Raw genomic sequence first — 21,420 nt, forward strand, 5'->3', positions numbered from 1 at the left:
TATGGAAAGGGGAGTGTGTATGAACAGTCAACTAGAGTATGCAGTGAAACGTTCTTTATTGTATGGTTTTGTATTAACCCAGCCGTTTGTCAATTATGTCGGGGCATACCCGGAGCTGCAAAATAAAACTTCAACCGATCAATTAGAAGTTAGTAAACACGAAGAATCCGACCGTACAGTACAAAGAAAATTACATACGTTACCTTATTTTGATCAGAAAACCAGTAACTTTGATAACAAGTTGAAACAGATGATTGTCCATTCTCACAATGAGTACCAATTATCTGTTAATGGGAAAATAAATAAAACAACAACATTCATACCTAGAGACGCAGAAACGGAATACAAAAAGCAACTACAAAACTTTGCACAAGAATTACAACCAGGGGTGCATCATGAGAAAGTAAAAATCATCCAAAAATCCTTACAATATTTTGGCTACTATGAAGGAAAACTAGATGGTATTTATGGACCATTAACAAAAACAGCTTTAGAAATTGCGGAGGATGAGCTTGATCTAGAATTAATTTCAAATTCTGAAGCAAGTGCTTCTACTCCACAAGCGCAAACAACCTCTTCTGCCTTTGTACCTAGTAATAAGGAAACGAATAATCAAGCTAACAATAAAGAGATAAAAGCGGAAAAAACGGTACAGGAGGTTAATAAACCTAAGGAAGTCAAAAAAGCTGAAGTATCAGGTGTCAATGGTTCTTCCATCATCGAGGAGGCTCGTGCCCAAATCGGCACTCCGTATGTTTGGGGCGGCTCTTCTCCAGGCGGCTTTGATTGCAGTGGTTTTATTCAATATGTTTTTCAAGCAGAAGGCATTACTATCCCTAGAACCGTAAGTGATATATGGAATTTTTCGAAGCCGATTTCTGAACCTTCCATTGGTGATCTTGTTTTCTTTGAAACGTATAAGCCCGGTCCATCACATTTAGGGATTTATGTAGGTAATGGCAACTTTATTCATGCTGGAGAGTCAAGAGGAGTTGAAATAAGTGAATTAAGTAACCCGTATTGGGAATCACGCTACTTAGGCGCTAAACAAGTAAAGCAATAATAATTCATTTTATTCATTAGAAAAACTCGGCTTATCGCCAAGTCTTTATGGCGAAAGCGATAAGCCGAGTTTTTCTTATACGATAAAGTGAAACTTCATTCAGTAGGAGTTTGCTTCCTTCTCCTACTGAATGTTAGTACCACAAGGGTAGGATCTAAAGGCCCTTGAACCAATCGGGCATTTAGGTGCCGTTTTTCTCATAAAGTTGCAAAATGATAAGCAGATCTATGAAATGTGAAAAATATGGCTCATTACATGCGGGATAAACCCTAAAATTTTATACTTTCCTATAGTACTATAGTACAAAAATACAAAAAATAGAGCGTTTTTAACAAGTTGGATAAACACCCTCTCCCAAGGAAACGCTCTATTTTGGCAAACGTTTAATACTCTGGATTTGTCCATGTATAATGAATAAACTTTACGAATTCACCGTACATTTCAAATGAGTTCTTTTCTGTTTTTTCATGAATAAAGCCGTTTTTTTGTAACACTTTTTGAGATGAAATATTGTTCATCGTTGTTTTAGCATGTAGCTGCCTTAGACTCGTTGCAATGGAATCTTTGAGTAAAAGACTTAATGCTTGAGTAGCTACTCCTTTTCCTGTATGAATTTTGCCAATACGATAACCTAAGTGTCCAACTTTTCGATTGTCATTCAGATCAACTATATTTATTCTCCCTAAAATATTATGACTATCTTTAATTAAATAAAAACTTGCCCTCCCTTCACTTTGGTCCTCAAGCAATGCTTCATGTCTAACTAAAAAGTTTGGTATATGATAATACTCATCGCCACGGCTTGGCACCATTGTTTCAAAAAATGCTCTGTTTTCTGCTTCAAACTTTAATAATGCTTCGGCATCTTCAGGCTGAAGCAGCTTTAATTTAATAATGATGTTCAACATCCTTTCTTGCTAACGTTATCTCACCATCATTCCATTCCTTGTAAAACTGCTCTAAAAATTGTTCCATCATTTGGTGACGTTCCTTGGCAAAATGTTGAGCTGTTTTTGTATGGAGCGTATCCTTAATAAGGAGAAGCTTGTCATAAAAGTGCTTAATCGTATGATTATTGAATTGTTCATGATAAAAATGCCTGCCCTTTGTTGCTCCATAGGCAAATGCACGTGCAATTCCGATAGCGCCGATTGCATCTAGCTGATCAGCGTCTTGAACTATTTTTCCTTCTAAACTTTTAGGAATCTTTCCTTTACGAAAAGAAATATCAGTTATCGCTAACTTTATTTGGGCTATTTCTTGTTTAGATAAATCAATCGATATGAGAAGTCGTTCTAATTCTTTTTTTATCTCTGTTGGATTAGTGAATAATTTTTCATCCACTACATCATGTAACCAAGCTGCTGTTTCACAAATAAATCTATCTGCATGTTCTTTTTCAGCAATTAATTTAGCTAAGTGAGCAACCCGCTTCATATGATAATAATCATGTCCGGTAATATCATCTTGAAATAAGTGACGCACAAACCTTTTTATCGTAAGTAATTGTTCCTGTTGTTTCATTAAAACAAACCCTTCGCTTTTCCGTCCTCTCCTACATCCATTTGTAAAGCAGCAGGATTTTTAGGTAATCCGGGCATTGTTAAAACATCTCCTGTTAAAGCCACAATAAACCCTGCACCAATAGATGGACGTAATTCCCTAATTGTGATAGTAAATCCAGTTGGGCGCCCTAATAAAGTTGGGCTATCAGATAGCGAATATTGTGTTTTAGCCATGCATACGGGTAAATTCCCCCACCCTTGTTGTTCATAAAGCTTTAGCTGTTCACGAGCTTGTTTCGTAATCTCAATATCATCTGCACCATAAACCGTTTGTGCGATCTTTCTCATTTTTTGTTCTAAAGACTCATGCATCTCGTATAAAGGTCGATAAGAAGTGGACACCGCTTCTGCTTTTTTAATCACTTTTTCTGCTAAAGCTATCCCACCTTTCCCTCCATCAGCCCATACGGTTGTAAGTGCTACATCATATCCTCTATCGTCGCACCACTGTTCAATAAAAGCCGTCTCTTGTTCTGTATCTGTCGGGAATTGGTTAATAGCTACAACAAATGGAACATGAAATGCTTGAATGGTTTCAACATGCTTTTGTAAATTCTCCATCCCTGCTTCTAAAGCTGCTATATTTTCTGTTTTTAAATCATCTTTTAACATTCCACCGTGCATCTTCAACGCCCGGACTGTAGCAACAATCACAACTGCAGCTGTATTTATATTTCCTGCTTGTGATTTAATATGAAAGTATTTTTCAGCACCCAAGTCTGCTCCGAATCCAGCTTCTGTGATCGTATAGTCAGCAAGCTTGGCAGCTGTTTTCGTAGCAATAATGCTATTGCACCCGTGGGCAATATTTGCGAAAGGGCCTCCATGTACGATCGCTGGTGTGTTCTCCGTTGTCTGTACTAAATTAGGCCGTATTGCCTCTTTTAATAATAAAGTCAGAGCTCCTTCTACTTGTAGATCTTTAACTGTAACCGGTTCGTCATTGTAGGTATAGCCAATTACAATCGAAGCTAAACGCCGTTTTAAATCTTTTAAATCCATTGCTAAACATAAAATTGCCATTATTTCTGAAGCTACCGTAATGTGGAAACCATCTTCCCTTGGCATTCCCTGCTTAGCGCCGCCTAGACCGATGATTACTTGTCTTAATGCGCGATCATTCATATCCAGTGCACGCTTCCAAACGATCTTTCTAGGATCTATTCGTAATGCATTTCCCTGATGAATATGGTTATCAATAAATGCCGATAATGCGTTATTTGTCGTAGTAATTGCATGAATATCACCCGTGAAGTGAAGGTTAATATCTTCCATTGGTAAAACTTGCGAATAACCGCCACCAGCAGCTCCACCCTTTAGTCCCATAACTGGACCTAAAGAAGGCTCACGTAAAGCGATGACCGCTTTTTTCCCCATTTTACGTAATGCTTGTCCTAGTCCTACCGTAACAGTAGATTTCCCTTCACCTGCAGGGGTTGGATTAATTGATGTCACAAGGATAATTTTTCCATCTCGCTTATTACTTAACTTTTCTAATAATGCACCAGATAACTTTGCTTTTGTATGTCCATATGGCTCCCAATCTTCTGTCGATAAATGGAGCTCTTCTGCAATCTTATGTATTGGAAATAGTTTTGTTTTTTGGGCAATTTCTATGTCTGTATTCATGACAATACTCCTTTCATTTTAGAAAAACAAGGAATCGCTTTCAATTTCTAACTAACCTATTTAAATAATAGCTGGAATATGAAAAAATGTCGAGTTATCCTCCCCTCTTTTCTTGACGTGACTAGTTAAATAAGCTATATTAGAAACAAGCAAAGAAGATGTACGGATTCATTCATGCAGACAGCTTCTATAGAAGTGGGTGTACAAGTGATCCTACACTTCTATGGGAACTGTCTATTTTATGTTCTGTTTATCTGCTTTGCATTACCACGTTTTACAAGGGAACGTGAAGCTTTTTAGGAGGATTAATAGATGGAAAACGGAGTAGTTAAATGGTTTAACGCTGAAAAAGGTTATGGCTTTATTCAGCAAGAAGAAGGAAACGATGTCTTCGTTCATTACTCAGCAATTCAAGAAGAAGGTTTTAAAACACTGGAAGAAGGTCAAGAAGTTACTTTTGATATCGTTGAAGGTGAACGTGGTCCACAAGCAGCTAATGTCGTTAAAAAATAAATAGTCCAAAACACATAGATAAAGCGGTAATCTATTTTAAGATTACTGCTTTTTTTGCGACTGATCCGTTGAGCCTAAGAACAAAGGCACATAAGCTGGCGAAATTAGTTTCAATAAATATAACACAAGAAAAGTTTTTAAAAATATGATTAGGAGAGATCAGATAAGTTGTTCAAAGACGAGCGCTTCAAAAGCGTTTCAGCTAATGATTTAAAACGTGATATTATTGCAGGGATAACGGTTGGAATTGTTGCCATGCCGCTTGGGATGGCATTTGCTATCGCCTCAGGAGTAAAACCGGAATACGGTCTCTACACGACCATTATCGCAGGTTTTTTAGTTGCTCTTTTCGGTGGTTCCAAATTCCAAATTGCTGGTCCAACGGGTGCTTTTATTCCTATCCTGCTTGCGATTGTGTTAGAGCATGGTTATGAAAATTTATTAATTGCTGGATTTTTGGCAGGAATCATGCTCATTATAATGGGCATTTTCAAATTGGGAAAGTTAATTAAATATATTCCGCGATCCGTAACGATTGGCTTTACTTCTGGAATAGCTGTAATTATTTTCAGCGGGCAAATCGGAAACTTTCTTGGTCTGGAAGAGCTTGAAAAAAAACAATATTTTCATGAAAATATGATCCAGATTGCACAGAATATTTCTACGATCAACTGGTATAGTATATTAACTGCTCTGATTGGGTTAGTAGTTATTATTTTTATTCCTAAATTATTCCCAAGAGTACCTGTACTTTTAGCAGCACTTCTTCTGCCAACTGTAATTGCTGTTCTTTTTTATCCAACGCAAGTAGCGACAATAGGTACTGTATTTGGTGGAATTCCCCAATCATTACCAGGCTTACATTTTCCTAATATAACATGGGAAAAAATAGTGGTACTTTTGCAACCAGCCTTTGTAATTGCCATGCTTGGCGGAATCGAATCACTATTATCTGCAGTAGTTTCTGATGGAATGACAGGTACACGACATCATTCCAATCGCGAACTTATCGGTCAAGGAATAGCAAACATAGTAACTCCTTTATTTGGCGGTATACCTGCAACAGGCGCAATTGCTCGAACAGCTACAAATATTAAAAGTGGTGCTGTTAGTCCTTATTCAGGAATCTTTCAAAGTATATTTGTTTTAATTACACTATTACTTTTCGCTCCATATGCATCAAGTATTCCTCTAGCAAGTATGGCTCCTATATTAATGGTTGTTGCCTATAATATGAGTGAATATAAATCTTTTACACATATTCTTAAATTAAGGTCCAGCGACTCTCTCGTTTTAGTAACTACTTTTTTATTAACCGTGTTTGTTAACCTAACTGTGGCTGTTCAAATTGGTTTACTGCTTGCAATGGTTTCGTTTATTAAACGAATGAGTGAAGTTCTTCAAGTAAGAAGAGTAATTCCGGATATGATGAAGGAAACAACAAATGATCGTAATTTTGAATCGCTCACATCCGTTTGTCCACAGCTTTCCTTTTATACTATTGCAGGCCCTTTATTTTTTGGCGCTGCTGATAAGTTTGAATCTATCATCACTCGGTCCATTAACAAACGCCCAACAGCGCTTATCTTGAAAATGAAGCATGTTTCCACATTAGATGCTACAGGTGCAGCAAACTTAGATTCACTGGTAACCGATTTTAATAATATTGGTGGAATTACAATTATATCAGAAGCAAATGATGATGTACTTGAAATGTTACAAATAAGTGGGCTGTATGATAAAATTGGCGCAGAGAACATCTTTAAACGTTCAGAAGATGCAGTCAATTATGGACTGCAGCTGATTCAAGTAAGTAAATGCTCTATTTGCGCAAAAGAGAAACGAAATACATGTAAAGCATTTAGAGAAAGCAGCGATTTATTAGAAGTAACGGAAGGAATAAAATATCCAAATCGTTAACAATTTTTGAAACTTTTCGTCCGAATAAGTGAATAAACAAGGATGTTTTCCCTTGCAGACTATCGAGAACTTTTCGATAGTCTTTTTTATCTAGGAAACTATAAAACTTACATGGTTGGATAATTTATTCAGCTTCAACGCCGAAGCCCCTTTGAGATCGGCTTCACTCTCCTTGTGACTCGGGTAGCCTTCTCGTCGGAATTTAAGTGATCGAGCAACGAATAAACTTCGATCTCCTTCCTGCGAGTTTAGGTCCATCCTTGTCGATGGCGAGCTTGGCATTTTCCTTTTTATTTTAAAGTATGAACAAACAAGGTTAAAATCTCCCTATCGTATACTTCTTTGTTGTTTATGTTTTATCTTTGTTTGATAAACCTGTCATATGTTCATAAAGTACGGCTTCTCATTTCAAACCTTCCTTTTATTTATGCTTGAAAGATTTTTAGGAAAAAAGTCAAGCTTCCTTGCGTTTTGTTCATTTGCTTCGGTATAATAGCTGTTGTATTTTCACGGTTCGAGAACCCCCCCTCGTCATCAAAACTAAGGAGGAATTTTATTGGCTAATGAACTTATTTGGATTATACTTGCAATCGTAAACTTCACACTACTACTTCTTTTTTATAAATGGTTTGGTAGAACTGGTCTTTATATATGGATTGGTATGGCAACAATTTTAGCCAATATCCAAGTATTAAAGACAGTTGATCTGATCGGGTTCACGGCAACTCTTGGTAATATTTTATATGGTACGGCTTATTTAGCGACTGATATTATTAACGAAAAATATGGTAAAGCAGAAGCAAAAAAAGCTGTTTGGATGGGGTTTGCAACCTTAGTAACAATGACGTTATTAATGCAGGGTACACTGGCATTTGAGCCTAGTGCAGATGATGTTGCCCATGAAGCACTGGCAACGATATTTAATTTAATTCCTCGCATTGCTGCCGGTAGTCTTGCTGCTTATTTAATCAGTCAATCTTTTGATGTCTGGATGTATGATAAAATAAGAAAATTATTTCCGTCTGATCGACATTTGTGGATCAGAAATAACGGCAGTACTGGCATAAGTCAATTATTGGATACGATTGTGTTTTGTACGATTGCCTTTTACGGAACTTATCCGACTAATGTTTTTATGGAAATCTTTTTTACTACGTATATCATTAAATTTATTGTAGCGTTAGTCGACACACCATTTATGTATATAGCTAAAAGGATGAAAGGATAATACAAGCTTACTAGCACAGTCTTATTAGCTAAGCGTTAATTATGTACTTAAATAAAGTAGCATCATAAAAAGATAGTGAAAAGACTTAAATATAGACGGTATTTCCGTGCATTGACGGAGATTAGGACACAATACTTTTATGGATCCATTTTTGGTCTTCCTAGAAAGTAATGAGTGGCAGTTTGGTGTGGGAAGTTACCAGGTACATGAAGAAGGCCAATAAATCACGGCCATCAATGTGTTGAGAAAAACCGTCGAACCAAAGATGTGAAGTAATCTTTTTTATCTTCTTAAGTAAACTTGTTTCCCCTGTTTCTTTACATCCACACAGCAATTGTTTTATTAGGATTTTCCTTTCATGAATTTTATTGCAATGAAAAAAGTAATGACAAAAGTAAAGATTAAAATCGATCCAGTCTCTCCAAAAATGATACGTTTCTAAAAACTTCTCTCCCCTCTTCAGCTATTCATTCCTTTTACGATGCATAATATACTAGGGAATTACCCAAGAATTTAATGAACATTTAGAGCCCGGACGTAATGAAACTGTCTATGCAATTACGATATCCAAAACAGAGAGGTAGGACAGAAATAAAGGCGTATTTGCAGAATGAAAGAAAGATAATATGAAGACTGTTAAGAAAATAAAAACAACCTTAATTAGTAAGGAGCTTGTAATAAGCTACTGCTAATCTAATACATATTCTTATCTAGTTTTTATTTTATACATTGATCAAATTATCACCAAATGGATATTTCACGAATAAGTAATGGAATTCATTGATTAGCATATCTTTCCCCTGTCAACCACTTTTAACTCTATAAATCCCTTTCCTTCCGTTCTCAAAACAAACAACTTTTTCCTCGTTTTAACCGTAGCCTTTATTAAAAAGACAATAATTAGTAACGATTCCGTTAAAATTTTGTCAAAAACTTTCCAAACAAAAAAGTATGTAAAATTGCCATATCAACGAACAATTAGATAAATGAACAAATTATGAAAACGTTATCAATTCACCTTTTTTTACTATTTTCCTTTGTATAATGGAACTAGGTCGGAATTCTCATCAAAAGGAGGGGGTTAACATGAGTACGATGAACAAAAAGAAAAAGTCTGAGCAACAGCATAAAGAGCCCAATTTAAAAGGTACGCTAATCTCGGTATTCCTACTAGGTCTATTTATTATCGTCGCATGGTTCAGCGTATTTTATATTTTTATTGATCGGTAAGGTTAAAGATAAGGGGAGTGATGGGAATGCATTTTCATAAATATGAGAAAATCTGGCTTGTATTTGGAGTTGGTTCATTAGCACTTTTTTTAACTATTCTAGGATTTGGGGCATTTTGGAAAGGAACACATCCACAGAGCCACGGGGCGACCATTGATCCAAAAAATATTGAAGCACATGAAGCGTTTAAACAAGAAAATCTCGGCTTAACCAAAGTAGAAGATAATAAGTATATCGTTAATATGGTTGCTTCTGCATTTAATTATGATTTTGGATTAGACAATGAAGGAAATCCAGTCAGAAAAATAACAATTCCTAAAGGCTCTACGGTATTGTTTCAAATAACGACGAAGGATGTTATCCATGGTTTTAATATTACTGGTACCAATGTCAATATGATGGTTGAGCCAGGGTATATAAGCCAAATGGAAACAGTTCTAAAAGAGCCTGGTGAATATACCGTTGTATGTAATGAATACTGTGGTGTTGGTCATCATTTAATGTTTGCTACTGTGGAGGTGGTTGAATAATGGCTTTACCAAAGACATTTAAGGTAATCAATGAGGCACCAAAGCTTTTCCCTTTTTCCAACAAAGAGGCAAAACTTTATATGTCCTTTATGTATGTTACATTTATTTCTTTACTAATCGGCGGATTGATGGGATTTTTACAAACACTTGTTCGTTCTGGTACGATCACATTACCCTGGGGAATTGATTACTACCAAGTTTTAACTGTTCACGGAGTTATATTAGCACTCGTTTTAACTACATTTTTTATCATTGGATTTCAATTTTCTCTAATGGGAAAAACAGTGGGAATATCTCAAAAGCAAAGACAAGTAGCATGGATTAGCTTTTGGATAATGCTAATTGGTACTATCATAACAGCCACAATGATTTTATTAGGAAAGGCAAGTGTTCTATATACTTTTTACGCACCATTGAAAGCACATCCTTTATTTTATATCGGCTTGGCCCTAGTAATTGTTGGTACTTGGTTTGCAGGAATGGTTAATTTTCGTCAGCTCTATGTATGGAAAAAAGCACATCCCGGACAGAAGTCGCCACTTTTAGCTTTTATGGTTACGATTAATATGATTATGTGGATTATTGCCTCACTTGGTGTAGCAACTTCGGTTCTTGTGCAATTTATCCCGTGGTCACTAGGGTATGCCGAAACAATTAACGTATTAGTAAGCAGGACATTGTTTTGGTACTTTGGCCATCCGCTTGTTTATTTTTGGTTATTGCCAGCTTATATGGCATGGTATGCAATTATTCCCAAAATTATTGGTGGGAAAATTTTTAGCGATTCATTAGCTAGACTATCGTTTATTTTATTTTTGTTCTTCTCCATTCCCGTTGGTTTCCATCACCAGCTTACGGAGCCGGGAATTGATCCGGTTTGGAAATTCATCCAAGTTGTACTCACCTTTATGGTAGTGGTACCAACCTTAATGACCGCATTTTCTTTATTTGCAACATTTGAGATCACTGGCCGTAAGAAAGGTCACAAAGGACTATTTGGCTGGTTTAAACATTTGCCATGGAAGGATGTACGGTTCTTAGCTCCTATGCTCGGTATGCTTGCGCTTATCCCTGGAGGTGCCGGAGGAATTATTAATGCTTCACATCAAATGAACGCTGTTGTTCATAATACGATGTGGGTTACCGGGCATTTTCATCTGACGGTTGCTACAACTGTTATTTTAACTTTCTTTGGGGTTGCCTATTGGTTAATTCCACATTTGACCGGCAGAAAACTAACCAAATCCATCAATAAATTAGGAATTATTCAATCCATTATTTGGGTTGTAGGAATGGCAATTATGTCAACTTCTATGCATATTCAAGGTTTGCTTGGTGGTCCTAGACGTTCCTCCTATTCGGAATATGGAGGAACAGAACAGGCTTCTGAATGGATTGGTTATCAAATTGCTCAAGCTATTGGTGGTACGATTCTATTTATTGGCGTTATTTTGATGGTGTATATTTTTATCAAATTAACCTTTTTTGCTCCAAAAGGAGTGGAAGAATTTCCAGTTGGTGAGGAAGAACCAGACGCTCAGCCAACACCAAAATTTATGGAAAACTGGAAGCTCTGGATCTGTATCACGGTTGCTCTTATTTTATTTGCTTACACCGTACCGTTTATCGATATTATTCAAAACTCTCCACCTGGGTCTCCTCCTTTTGATTGGCCTGTTGGAAGTTAATAAATGAAAAAAGTGCTGGGAGATAAGTAAATACTAAATAGCACAAACCGAACAATTATAAATGAATTGTTCGGTTTGTTTGTGTTTAGAAAGACTTGGCGTAAGCCGTAGTTTTTCTTATACTATAAACCCTAAAATTTTATACTTTCCTATAGTACAAGGACGATTATGGTTCGTTTTTTAACCAGCTGTTTTCGTTTTGTTCCAGTCTCTTTTATTCCAAGAGATTTTTTCTTCAGCATATGCCTGAATCGCAACAATAAAATAACGAAATTGGAAAAACATCCTTTAACGAGAAATCGAATTTCCATTAATTTAATGCCAATATGTAATTGAGAAGCTTAACATACTTATATGGAACTTGTTTGGTTAATAAAAATTGTGGTATAGGGTGTTTCACACCCTTCTTGACTAGTGAAAATTGCGGTGAACGTATGATTTTCGTATTTCAAAACCTTTCTTTAACTAGCCCCTATTAAAGAACCCAAAAGAACCTTTACTATCGGGGCTATGCTGAGAATTGAAAAAAGAACAATGGATTAACATTAGCAGACGCTCCTTTGTCTGTGGGCTTTTCTATCTTAAATTATCATTAAACAAGTCGGTTATTAAAAAGTTGTATCAGGCCATTACTATGCTCTAAGAATCGGAAATAGATTTTCCAATGTTAGAGAATAATTTTTTGAAAATTATGGACTGTTTTCAGGGTAACACAAGCTTATAATAATACCTCCAATGAGACAGATAAAAAATGTTGCAGCTTTGGCAGATATAATTGCTTCTAACGGGGAGATCGACCATAGTATAGAGCTGATAAATCCAATAATAATCGTAGCGATTATACCTGCCCCAGACGTCTTCTTCCAAAAGAAAGTTAATAGGATGACCGCAGAGAATGTGTTACCCACTCCCGTCCATGCAAAACTTACTATATTATAAATAATCGAACCAGATGCTAATGAAATAGCAATACCCACTACACCACTTACTATAACGACAAAGCGTGATATTTTTACTAAAGTTGTACTCTTAATAGTGATTCCCATTGCTTTATGAATAATATCTTCACTTACTGATGCTGTAATCACAAGTAATTGAGAAGATGCAGTCGACATAATGGCAGCCAAAATACCTGATATGATAATACCTGCAACCCAGTGTGGCAATAAATCGTAAACCATATAAGGTAATACCATTTCTGAATCTGCAATTTCTCCTTGTTTATACAAAACAGCGGCAAAAATAGCTGATAAAAATGCGCCTACATAAACAATTAAAGTCCAAACAATCGCAACTTTTTGGCCTGTTCTAAGCTCTTTTTTATCTCGTAAAGCCATAAATCTGGAACTTAGCTGTGGCTGTCCGCCAAGCCATCCAAAGAACCAAGACAGATTTGTGAACAGCATGGCACCCAGGGCTACTCCAGTTAATCCGCCAAACCAATTATCAGCGCCATTTCCCATTGAACTCAATGCAGTGGAAATGGATAAGTCATTTTGTCGTATTTCAATAAACCCGGAAATTGGTACGATAATAAACGAAACCAGCATCAAGAAACTTTGAATAGTATCAGTCCATACAACTGACATAAATCCTCCCATACAAGAATAAGCAATGATAATAACTGCAATAATAACCGATCCCACTGTAATATTTAACCCCGAAAAAGAGTATAGAGTTTTACCTACTCCTGAAAATTGGGCTGCGAGATAACATGTAAAAAAGAAAACTATAATGGTCGATGATAACCAGCGAATCACATTACTATGTTTGGGAAATCTTACTGCAATATAGTCTGTTAATGTATACACACCATATTTTTTCGTTTCTTTCATAAATATTTTCGCCAATACTAGCCACGAAAAAATTATTCCAAGAAACATTCCAGATAAAATCCAAATTCCTGATAAACCTGATACATAAATAAAACCTATTGCTCCAAGGAACATATAAGCCGATTCACCGGTTGCTCTTTCAGAAAAGGCAAGGGCCCAGCCAGGAAGCTTATTACCACCTAAAAAATAATCTGCATGATTTAAATTTTTTCTACTAAAATAAACACCTACTAATAGCATTAAAAGTATGTACACGATAATTTCAATAAAAATAATGGTTGAGCCCATAAAATTCATTAATTTTTAATCTCCTTTAACTCTGGTTAAACTTAGTTAAATGGTGTGTATAAAAGCAACCTGTTGATTACAATCTTGATTTTAATAATCTGCATCAGGATCCAATCAATTTTTAATTGTCGATATTTTATTTTTAAAATTACTTTGAAATAAGATCTTAACCGCTATTCCTTTTGACTATGATTAATACCACCTTTGATCTAAGAATTATCCCCACTGGAAATAGATCTTTAAATTGCATCCTATATTTCCTGTATCACTCCGTAATGAAACCACAGGTTCATTTTATTTTTTGTCACTAATATTGCATAAAAGCAAAAAATAAAGAATTGATTATTCTGATATATTATCATTCAAATAAAAAAGCTAAGCTAAAAAAACAATACCGACCTCAAGGTGTTATTGTCTATTTGGTATTATTATACAATTAAACTAATCCAAATAGTTACAATAAACCCGTTTCAAGGAATGCCCCTACGATTGAAGTGGCGGACCCAAACTCTTGCAAGTCTCCACAATGTTGCTTTAGGCAGCAAGTGATTTGTAGAAGTTTTTCAAGACTTACAAGTCCATGTAGACAAATAGGCTATTAAATTAACGCTAAAAAAAGTTGATTATGTACCGCCTGCTTACTGTACCTGAAACTATTCTTTAAATGACTAACACAACATGTAAAAATCAAAACATTCTGCGATAAAGGTCGTTAATTTCTTCAGCTGAAGATCAAAACGATTCGTAATCAGCCGAAGTAAATTCTCTTTAGAGTCAAACGAAAATGGAGCTTTACACCTGCTTTTGTTTTACGAAATGATGCCCAATTATAGCTTGTTAATTCCGGGGCACCGTACTTGAATCGATGATCTTAACCGACTTGGATATTTTGATTACAACGAACAGATGCCACGCGCTACAATTAAGAAATTCAAGACCAAGTCGCCGTTCGGCAGCTATCCTTCAGCAAATTGCTTATTCTTCGTTCGACTTGATCTCGAATACCCTTAACAATATTCCGAATATCAATTTTCCAAGTCGCCTTACCAGGTATTACATTGACTCTATTAACGGACAATCTGTCGACTGTAGTGACAACTGCAGGATACTTTGATATTTTTAATAATTAAACTTGTAATGACTAGAGCATCTTGTCGCTGATCCATCGGTATTGCTCCTGCATACTCAGCTAACCCCAATAATGTAAACGGAAGGCCATACAGATCCGGTAATCCCTGTGACACAACCTACTGCTTTATTTTGCTCTTGCACTTTACCTCGTTCAATATAAGTATTTTACTTTTTTCTTTTGCACTTGGGAGTCAATCCTTTTAGAAACCATGTTTCTTCATCGCCTGTTCTATTGAGTACTCCTTGTTGGTCTTTTCTTTTTAGTTCTTCTTCTGTTAATGTATAATGTACCTGCAACTAACTGCTTCTTATCCTTAACAGCTGTAATTTTCAATGGATGCTTCAGCCTGATACCATTCTCTTTTAAGGAATGGATGACTTTTACGCCGTTAAAACTCCTTTACTACCATCCAGACTATAGCCTCCATGTATTGTTGATTGTTTTTTCACATCTTTTTTCATCCGTATAAGAAAAACGATTAATTCTACCATTTTTTGTTTTTCCAATAGCGGCTTTTTCCCGTAAATGATTAGTTAGTCGATTAATATTAATCATTTTCTTTTTCTTCATCCTTTAGTTGAAAACGAAAATGGCACTGTCCGTGTTTGAGAAGTAATTCATCATGTACGACATTAAATTTATTGTTATATCCGTGGGCGATTGCATCATCAATTATCGTACAATAAACCAGTCCGTATTTATGCATATTGTCATCGGCCCATTGCTGACCTAGCGGACATACCTTGAAAGTCTGCTCGATCTCTCCAGTGGTATAATTCTCTTCAATTGTGAATAGCTCACTACGTCCCATATCATAGTTAGGCAAGTAGTTTTCAATTGTATTATCTTGCCCATTTACTCTTGCCCTTTGCGCTATCCCATAACCACGATTTTCACCAAATTCCCAAATTCCTTCTTGGACTGTTTCTTCACCATCGTCACCATACGTATCAACAATTACCTTTGTAATTTGTGCAAATAGCTTTGCGAACAAAGCAAATGGTGTAAGGTTAGTATATTTATTTTCTGTGTTATGATCTTTAGGGATGTAATCAAATAATGTGTGTATGTCTCCCTCAATTACTGCTTTCCGAGCAATGTCCTCAGCATCTTTATAACCAAAATTTTCAACTCCTTGTTTAAGCAGTGCTTTACCTGCTTCACCATATTTGCTAACAACTTTTTTTCTATATTAGTAAACAGCTTTGTCGTCATCACTTCCATTGAATATGGTGCAATATTATTACCAGGCAGTGTACCCAATGAAAACACTCTCCTTTTTCAGTCTTTTTAATTAATCACTTATTAATCCAATTAACTTACTCGGGGTATTCAATTGATTTTAATTATAAATACTTATTTGTATAAATCAAATGAATAATTATAATATGAATTATGAACAAAATTAATACTTGGAGTGAATAAATAATGACTTTAGTCAGATATGATATTTTTAGAACAGTAGTAGAAACAGGAAGTTTATCCAAAGCAGCAGATGTTGTTGGATTAACACAATCAGCTGTCAGTCATGCGATCTCTGGTCTTGAGTCTGACTTTGGATTCACTTTGTGTTCCAGAGGTCGTTCCGGCATTCAACTGACGAGTAACGGAGAAAAAATGTTACAATACATGAGGGAAATACTAAAATGGAATGAACGAATGATGCAAGAAATTTCAAAAATACACGGACTGGAAGTTGGTGTTGTACGAATTGGTACACTCCCAAGTGTATCTATTCAATGGTTACCCAAGATTATTAAAGAGTTTAATCTATATTTTCCCGATATCGAAATTAAACTTTTTGAAGGCGATTACGATAAAATCGACAGCTGGATAGCAGACGGAACGATTGATTTTGGTTTTTTGTCATTACCAGTATCCAAAGCATATGAAGTGCTTCCCCTAAAACAAGATCGGCTTCTATGCATACTACCGGAGGAGCATCCTCTGGCAAATCAAAAAATCATTGATTTAAAACAACTGGATAATGAATCTTTTATTATGCCAAAATCGAGTATTGATAAAGATGTACGAAAAATTTTAAAACAACATAAAATTAAGCCAAGCATCAAATATGAAATTTCAGAGGACCAGGCGATTATTTCCATGGTACAAAATGGACTGGGAATCAGTATCCTTCCCGAGATGATTCTTTATCGTCTTCCTGGTAATCTTCTAACAATTCCGTTGAAAGAAAATTATTGTCGCACAATTGGCATTGCCAGTATATCCTTACAACACATGTCACCTGGTGCAAAAACATTAATCAACTTTATCCAAGATTGGTTAAAATAAATATGTTTTTCAAACAATACAAGAGAAAAATCGTCGCGTATTATCTGCAGTCCGATTGCTCTCAGAAGAAGGCAGCCGGCGATTTTGTAAACATCAAGCACACCTAAAGAAGATATTAGCAGGACTTTTTCAAGCCTTTTGGAATCAAAAAGGCTTTTTCCTTGTGCGCCAGGCATGTTGACTATCTAGGTGGTAAAAGTCCACTGTGGGGGTACACGTCAACCAACCACTAGAAAAATGCAAGGTACTTATCGTGAGAGGGATGAAGGAAGCGTCTATCAAAATCTTGGCTCAACGAACAGAAATCTAATACAAAGGCTCTATAGGTGGATAAGGATAGCTTAGCTCCTTTGTCTGTAGGCTTTTCTATCTTCAATTATCAAGGTTGTACACAGAGCCTTGTCAAATAAACGTCTAAGACAAAGGGGTATCCCCTCTGCCTTAGACCACTATCTAAAGCAATATAAATTGAACCGCCGTATACGGAACCGTTTTGTACGGTGGTGTAAGAAGAGCGAAAGTTCTTAGCTTTTCCTCTACTCGATTTATCTATTAGTCGGATCTTTAATCAAACTGGAGTTCTGAATGTAAAGGTAATTTTTAAGGACGAGGATACATGCGTCTGCCTCTGTGTTTCTAAAAATAATAAATTTGTTGTTCCAATTACATAAACTAGTAGATGCAGATAAAAAAACAGAAAAATTCCCCCCTAAATGAAGGATTAGATGAAACTTATTATGTTCTTCAATTGTTCATCGGCCGTTTGGGCAATTCACTCTTCCATTTTTGGGAAAATGTTACATTTTATTGAACCTTTGTTTGTTTTACAATCTAAAAAGAAAATAATTGTTATAATTATACCAAGAAATAATTTTCACATAATTTAAAAGCGAAAAAATATTAAAGGAGAGGTGCGTATAACTATGTCAAAACAATATCCAAAGTTTAAAGCAGCAGCAGTTCAAGCTGCACCAGTATACTTGAATTTAGATGCAACAGTTGAAAAGTCTTGTAAGTTAATTGATGAAGCAGGAGCAAATGGAGCAAAATTAGTAGGATTTCCGGAGGCTTTCCTACCAGGATACCCTTGGTTTGCTTTTATTGGACATCCGGAATATACAAGAAAATGGTATCGCGTATTATATAAAAATGCAGTAGAAATTCCTAGTTTAGCAGTTCAAAAAATAAGTGAAGCAGCAAAAAGAAATAAAACCTATGTTTGTATTTCCTGCAGCGAGAAAGATGGAGGATCATTATATCTAGCACAATTATGGTTTAATCCAGAAGGAGATTTAATTGGAAAACATAGAAAAATGAGGGCTTCTGTTGCTGAAAGACTCTGCTGGGGGGATGGAAACGGAAGCTTAATGCCTGTATTTGAAACAGAAATTGGAAATTTGGGAGGATGCATGTGTTGGGAGCATCAGGTACCTTTAAATCTTCTTGCTATGAATTCTCAAAATGAACAAGTACATGTAGCATCTTGGCCTGGATATTTCGATGATGAAATTTCAAGTAGATATTATGCAATTTCTACCCAAACTTTTGTGTTAATGTCTTCGTCAATTTATTCAGAAGAAATGAAAAATATGATTTGTGAAACGAAAGAGCAAAGAGATTACTTCGATACGTTTAAAAGTGGCCATACTTGTATTTATGGTCCAGATGGAGAACCAATTAGTGAAATGATTGAAGCAGAAACAGAAGGTATTGCATATGCAGATATAGATGTAGAAAAAATTATTGACTTTAAATATTATATTGATCCAGCCGGACACTACTCTAATCAAAGTCTTAGTATGAATTTCAACCAAAGTCCAAATCCAGTTGTTAGAAAGTTCGGAGAAAACAAAAATAAAGTTATAACCTATGATGAACTTAATTTATCAATAGGTAATGAAGAAGTAAGTATTGAATAATCCCTACCTAATTTAATTTGGGCTTAAATAGAGAACTAAAATAATTTGAACTTTTTTTATTCTCTATTAGGAATGATACCTCTTAATTCTTAGAAAATAATCTTATTAATCAGGACACAAGGATTTAATACAAATTCATATGACTATTAGTAAATCATCAACAAATATAAATTAAACGATACTAAACTATTACGCAAGGTGTAGAACTAAAAATTATTTGGCATACTGGAAAGGTAGCTTTAGACGGGAAGAGGAACATAACTAGCCTAAAATAACAAAAAGGTTCCGATCATCGTTTTTTGATGACCAGAACCTTTTTTGTGAATTATTTTTATGATCTGTTACGGCATTCGCTGCCATCGTGATGTACTTTCTCAAGTTAATGTCGTAAGCGAAACCCTACACCTTTATCTGTTCGAGTATCATTTGAACAGATGAAAGTATCACTTTCTATATCCTTTTCCCATTTCATCATGTAAAAAGGATTTTGCTTATATTTTTTTTTCTTCTCTTTCCGATACATGCTATACGTAGTCAACGGGGTGCGCTTTCGGTTAACCATCACATCTTCGTAATTTTGTTCACTTTCGTAGCCCTTAATAGTTCCAGATGAACAGTAACAGTCAACACTTTATCTCTTGCGCTTGGTTAGCGACGTAAAAAGCGGAGAACTCTGATAATGACTAGATAAAGAAAACATACCCTGCAACAAGGGGATGCCGATGACTGAGGGGCAAGCCGGATTTTAGTCGCCTTCCTTTAGATTCGAGCCGATGTTGACTTATTATAGAAAGGAAATTCGAAGTTTGCTACAGATTGAGCGATCTTATGCTAAACGATGCTACGTTCACAAACGATGTCCATTATGCAAATGTATATCGTTCCCTGGATATTAAATAAACGATAAACCATGCTAACGTCATTTTTTTAATTCCAAAAGTGCTTTTTCTTCGGCGGGGATGCGAATCGTAAGTAATAGGATATGCAAAATTGGAAAGACAATACCGGTAATATACGCATTAAACAGAAATGGAATGACCATTAATTCAATGCCAACAATAATATAATTAGGGTGTTTCACATATTTATATGGCCCTTCTTTGACTAGTGAAAATTGCGGTGAAATAATAATTTTTGTATTCCAAAACTTTCCTAGACTAGTAATACACCAAATTCGCCCTATTTGTGTCAGCAAAAAAAGAAGAAATAGTAAATAATTGAATTTGAAAGTTTGCTGGTTGTTTAACAATGCTTCTGCAAGTAACGAGACAAAAAACAGCGTGTGGACGATAATAAACCATTTATAATGATCTTCTCCTTTTTCCACTCCTCCCCGCTGTTTCAACCATGCTTCATTCCTTTTAGCAATTCGAAGTTCCAGCAACCGTTGTATGATAATTAGCAATAAGATCATCCACATATAAATAGGCATTTATGATTCCCACTCCAATAAAATCAACTCTGAACTAAAGCCTGGACCAAGAGCAGAAATGATACTCTTTTCACCAGTTGGGATTTTTTCATTCATCCATTCTCGTAACACATATAAAACGGTACTGGAAGACATATTGCCATGTTTCTTTAATATTTCCCTCGAATAACAAAATTTTCTCGGATCGGCATGAAGCACTTTTTGCATCGCTTCAATAACTTTCCTTCCTCCCGGATGAGCAATATAAGCAAATATATCGGCTTCTGTTAATTCATGATTAGCTAAAAATAATTGGATATGCTCTTTCCAAAATGACCTTACCAATGCGGGAATGCTTTTCGAAAAGATAACTTCAAAACCAGCATTTGTTACATTCCATCCCATGACGGAAAGACTATCTTTTTTCGTATACGTATGAGATTGCAATAATTTAGGTGCGCCCCCTTTTTTCTGTTTCACTAACGGCGACTGTGCTCCAACTGCTAATGCAGCGCTAATGCCATCCCCAAATAAAGCAGTACCAACTATATTGCTTTTGGTTACATCCCCTTTTTGAAATGTTAAGCTGCATAATTCACAGCAAACAATTAATGCTGTTTTATCAGGATTAGCAGTTAACCAATCACGAGCTCTTGCCAATCCCCCAGCTCCTCCTGCACACCCTAACCCCCAAAGTGGCATTCGTTGTACGTCTTGTCTAAAGGGACGCTCATTCATAAAATGAGTATCTAAAGTAGGTGCAGCAATACCTGTACTGGATACAAAAATAATCATATCAATATCTTGATAAGCAACCGTTTCTAATAAAAAATCAGGATTTGTCAAACAGTCATCCATTGCTTTTAAAGCATAATGTTTAGCTAACTTCATAAATAAATCATTACGCTCTTTAAATGAATGGTCTTCCAAGAACCAGGTCGATGGGACAACGAATTGCCGGTTATCAATTTGAGCATTTTCAAAAACAGGAAGTAATCGATTAATCTGTCGTTCCGAATTAATAAAAAGATGCTGTACCAGTTGCTTTACTTCATTTTGATTTAGTTGATATTTCGGGATTCCAAGCCCTACGGAACAAATATACGTCATTGTCAAATCTCCTTTAGTATTAGGCAATAGCATAAAATGACAAGATATTCTTTCCTTCCTGGTT

At 35.8% G+C, this 21,420-nt stretch carries 19 protein-coding genes and 1 pseudogene; 9 read left to right on the forward strand and 11 right to left on the reverse strand.

Annotation, left to right across the window (positions count from 1 at the left end; translation table 11 throughout):
- Positions 1–19: 19 nt before the first annotated feature.
- Positions 20–1,063 (forward strand): C40 family peptidase, encoded by a 1,044-nt coding sequence (locus tag BN1066_RS16680; RefSeq protein WP_245799816.1) that lies wholly within the window; start codon positions 20–22, stop codon positions 1,061–1,063.
- Between the two features lie 383 nt (positions 1,064–1,446).
- On the opposite strand, the gene BN1066_RS16685 is transcribed toward BN1066_RS16680, so the two are convergent.
- From BN1066_RS16685 to BN1066_RS16695, 3 genes are read right to left on the reverse strand one after another with little or no spacing between them, the layout of a single operon-like run.
- Entirely contained in the window at positions 1,447–1,968 is a 522-nt protein-coding gene (locus BN1066_RS16685; protein ID WP_342745619.1) for a GNAT family N-acetyltransferase, read from the reverse strand.
- On the reverse strand, positions 1,952–2,587 hold the full coding sequence (locus BN1066_RS16690) for an HD domain-containing protein (RefSeq protein WP_077320570.1): 636 nt from the start codon (positions 2,585–2,587) through the stop codon (positions 1,952–1,954). The genes BN1066_RS16685 and BN1066_RS16690 overlap by 17 nt, the downstream gene beginning before the upstream one ends.
- Positions 2,587–4,257 carry a formate--tetrahydrofolate ligase gene (locus BN1066_RS16695; RefSeq protein WP_077320571.1) on the reverse strand — a complete coding sequence of 557 codons (1,671 nt, stop codon included), beginning with the start codon at positions 4,255–4,257 and terminating at the stop codon, positions 2,587–2,589. The genes BN1066_RS16690 and BN1066_RS16695 overlap by 1 nt, the downstream gene beginning before the upstream one ends.
- Before the next feature lie 312 nt (positions 4,258–4,569).
- Between BN1066_RS16695 and BN1066_RS16700 the strand changes: the two genes are divergently transcribed.
- From BN1066_RS16700 to BN1066_RS16725, 6 genes are all read left to right on the forward strand, one after another.
- Positions 4,570–4,770 carry a cold-shock protein gene (locus tag BN1066_RS16700; RefSeq protein ID WP_077320572.1) on the forward strand — a complete coding sequence of 67 codons (201 nt, stop codon included), beginning with the start codon at positions 4,570–4,572 and terminating at the stop codon, positions 4,768–4,770.
- A 168-nt stretch (positions 4,771–4,938) separates the two neighbouring features.
- Entirely contained in the window at positions 4,939–6,690 is a 1,752-nt protein-coding gene (locus BN1066_RS16705) for a SulP family inorganic anion transporter (protein ID WP_245799817.1), read from the forward strand.
- A gap of 556 nt (positions 6,691–7,246) precedes the next feature.
- On the forward strand, positions 7,247–7,918 hold the full coding sequence (locus BN1066_RS16710; protein WP_077320573.1) for a queuosine precursor transporter: 672 nt from the start codon (positions 7,247–7,249) through the stop codon (positions 7,916–7,918).
- A gap of 1,086 nt (positions 7,919–9,004) precedes the next feature.
- Complete coding sequence (locus BN1066_RS16715; protein ID WP_077320574.1) at positions 9,005–9,148, forward strand: cytochrome c oxidase subunit 2A; 144 nt, start codon at positions 9,005–9,007, stop codon at positions 9,146–9,148.
- A 26-nt stretch (positions 9,149–9,174) separates the two neighbouring features.
- Entirely contained in the window at positions 9,175–9,678 is a 504-nt protein-coding gene (locus tag BN1066_RS16720) for a cytochrome c oxidase subunit II (protein ID WP_077320575.1), read from the forward strand.
- An 80-nt stretch (positions 9,679–9,758) separates the two neighbouring features.
- Positions 9,759–11,366 carry a b(o/a)3-type cytochrome-c oxidase subunit 1 gene (locus BN1066_RS16725; RefSeq protein ID WP_425445300.1) on the forward strand — a complete coding sequence of 536 codons (1,608 nt, stop codon included), beginning with the start codon at positions 9,759–9,761 and terminating at the stop codon, positions 11,364–11,366.
- Positions 11,367–12,055: 689 nt separating this feature from the next.
- Here BN1066_RS16725 and BN1066_RS16730 read toward each other — a convergent pair.
- From BN1066_RS16730 to BN1066_RS20930, 5 genes are all read right to left on the reverse strand, one after another.
- Complete coding sequence (locus BN1066_RS16730; protein WP_245799818.1) at positions 12,056–13,498, reverse strand: sodium/proline symporter; 1,443 nt, start codon at positions 13,496–13,498, stop codon at positions 12,056–12,058.
- Positions 13,499–14,556: 1,058 nt separating this feature from the next.
- Positions 14,557–14,733: a hypothetical protein gene (locus BN1066_RS20365; protein WP_179104421.1), complete on the reverse strand. Its 177-nt coding sequence runs from the start codon at positions 14,731–14,733 to the stop codon at positions 14,557–14,559.
- A gap of 302 nt (positions 14,734–15,035) precedes the next feature.
- Positions 15,036–15,176, reverse strand: a complete 141-nt coding sequence (locus tag BN1066_RS20370) for a hypothetical protein (RefSeq protein WP_179104422.1) — start codon at positions 15,174–15,176, stop codon at positions 15,036–15,038.
- On the reverse strand, positions 15,169–15,615 hold the full coding sequence (locus BN1066_RS16735; protein WP_245799819.1) for an L-2-amino-thiazoline-4-carboxylic acid hydrolase: 447 nt from the start codon (positions 15,613–15,615) through the stop codon (positions 15,169–15,171). The genes BN1066_RS20370 and BN1066_RS16735 overlap by 8 nt, the downstream gene beginning before the upstream one ends.
- 86 nt (positions 15,616–15,701) lie before the next feature.
- The gene (locus BN1066_RS20930) at positions 15,702–15,884 is read right to left on the reverse strand and encodes a hypothetical protein (protein ID WP_245799820.1); all 183 of its coding nucleotides are present in this window, start codon (positions 15,882–15,884) and stop codon (positions 15,702–15,704) included.
- Positions 15,885–16,049: 165 nt separating this feature from the next.
- Between BN1066_RS20930 and BN1066_RS16740 the strand changes: the two genes are divergently transcribed.
- Both BN1066_RS16740 and BN1066_RS16745 read left to right on the forward strand, forming a co-directional pair.
- Positions 16,050–16,916: a LysR family transcriptional regulator gene (locus BN1066_RS16740; RefSeq protein WP_077320577.1), complete on the forward strand. Its 867-nt coding sequence runs from the start codon at positions 16,050–16,052 to the stop codon at positions 16,914–16,916.
- A 923-nt stretch (positions 16,917–17,839) separates the two neighbouring features.
- On the forward strand, positions 17,840–18,835 hold the full coding sequence (locus BN1066_RS16745) for a carbon-nitrogen hydrolase family protein (protein WP_077320578.1): 996 nt from the start codon (positions 17,840–17,842) through the stop codon (positions 18,833–18,835).
- 424 nt (positions 18,836–19,259) lie between these two features.
- Here BN1066_RS16745 and BN1066_RS20935 read toward each other — a convergent pair.
- The 3 genes and pseudogenes from BN1066_RS20935 to BN1066_RS16755 all read right to left on the reverse strand — a co-directional run.
- Positions 19,260–19,430: pseudogene (locus tag BN1066_RS20935) on the reverse strand (IS5/IS1182 family transposase); the annotation flags it as partial.
- Between the two features lie 324 nt (positions 19,431–19,754).
- Positions 19,755–20,267 carry an isoprenylcysteine carboxyl methyltransferase family protein gene (locus BN1066_RS16750; protein WP_077320579.1) on the reverse strand — a complete coding sequence of 171 codons (513 nt, stop codon included), beginning with the start codon at positions 20,265–20,267 and terminating at the stop codon, positions 19,755–19,757.
- A complete protein-coding gene (locus tag BN1066_RS16755) occupies positions 20,268–21,356 on the reverse strand; it encodes a type III polyketide synthase (RefSeq protein WP_077320580.1) in 1,089 nt (362 codons plus the stop codon).
- Positions 21,357–21,420 lie beyond the last annotated feature (64 nt).

It is taken from the genome of Virgibacillus proomii (assembly GCF_900162615.1).
Classification (GTDB): Bacteria; Bacillota; Bacilli; order Bacillales; family Amphibacillaceae; genus Virgibacillus; species Virgibacillus proomii.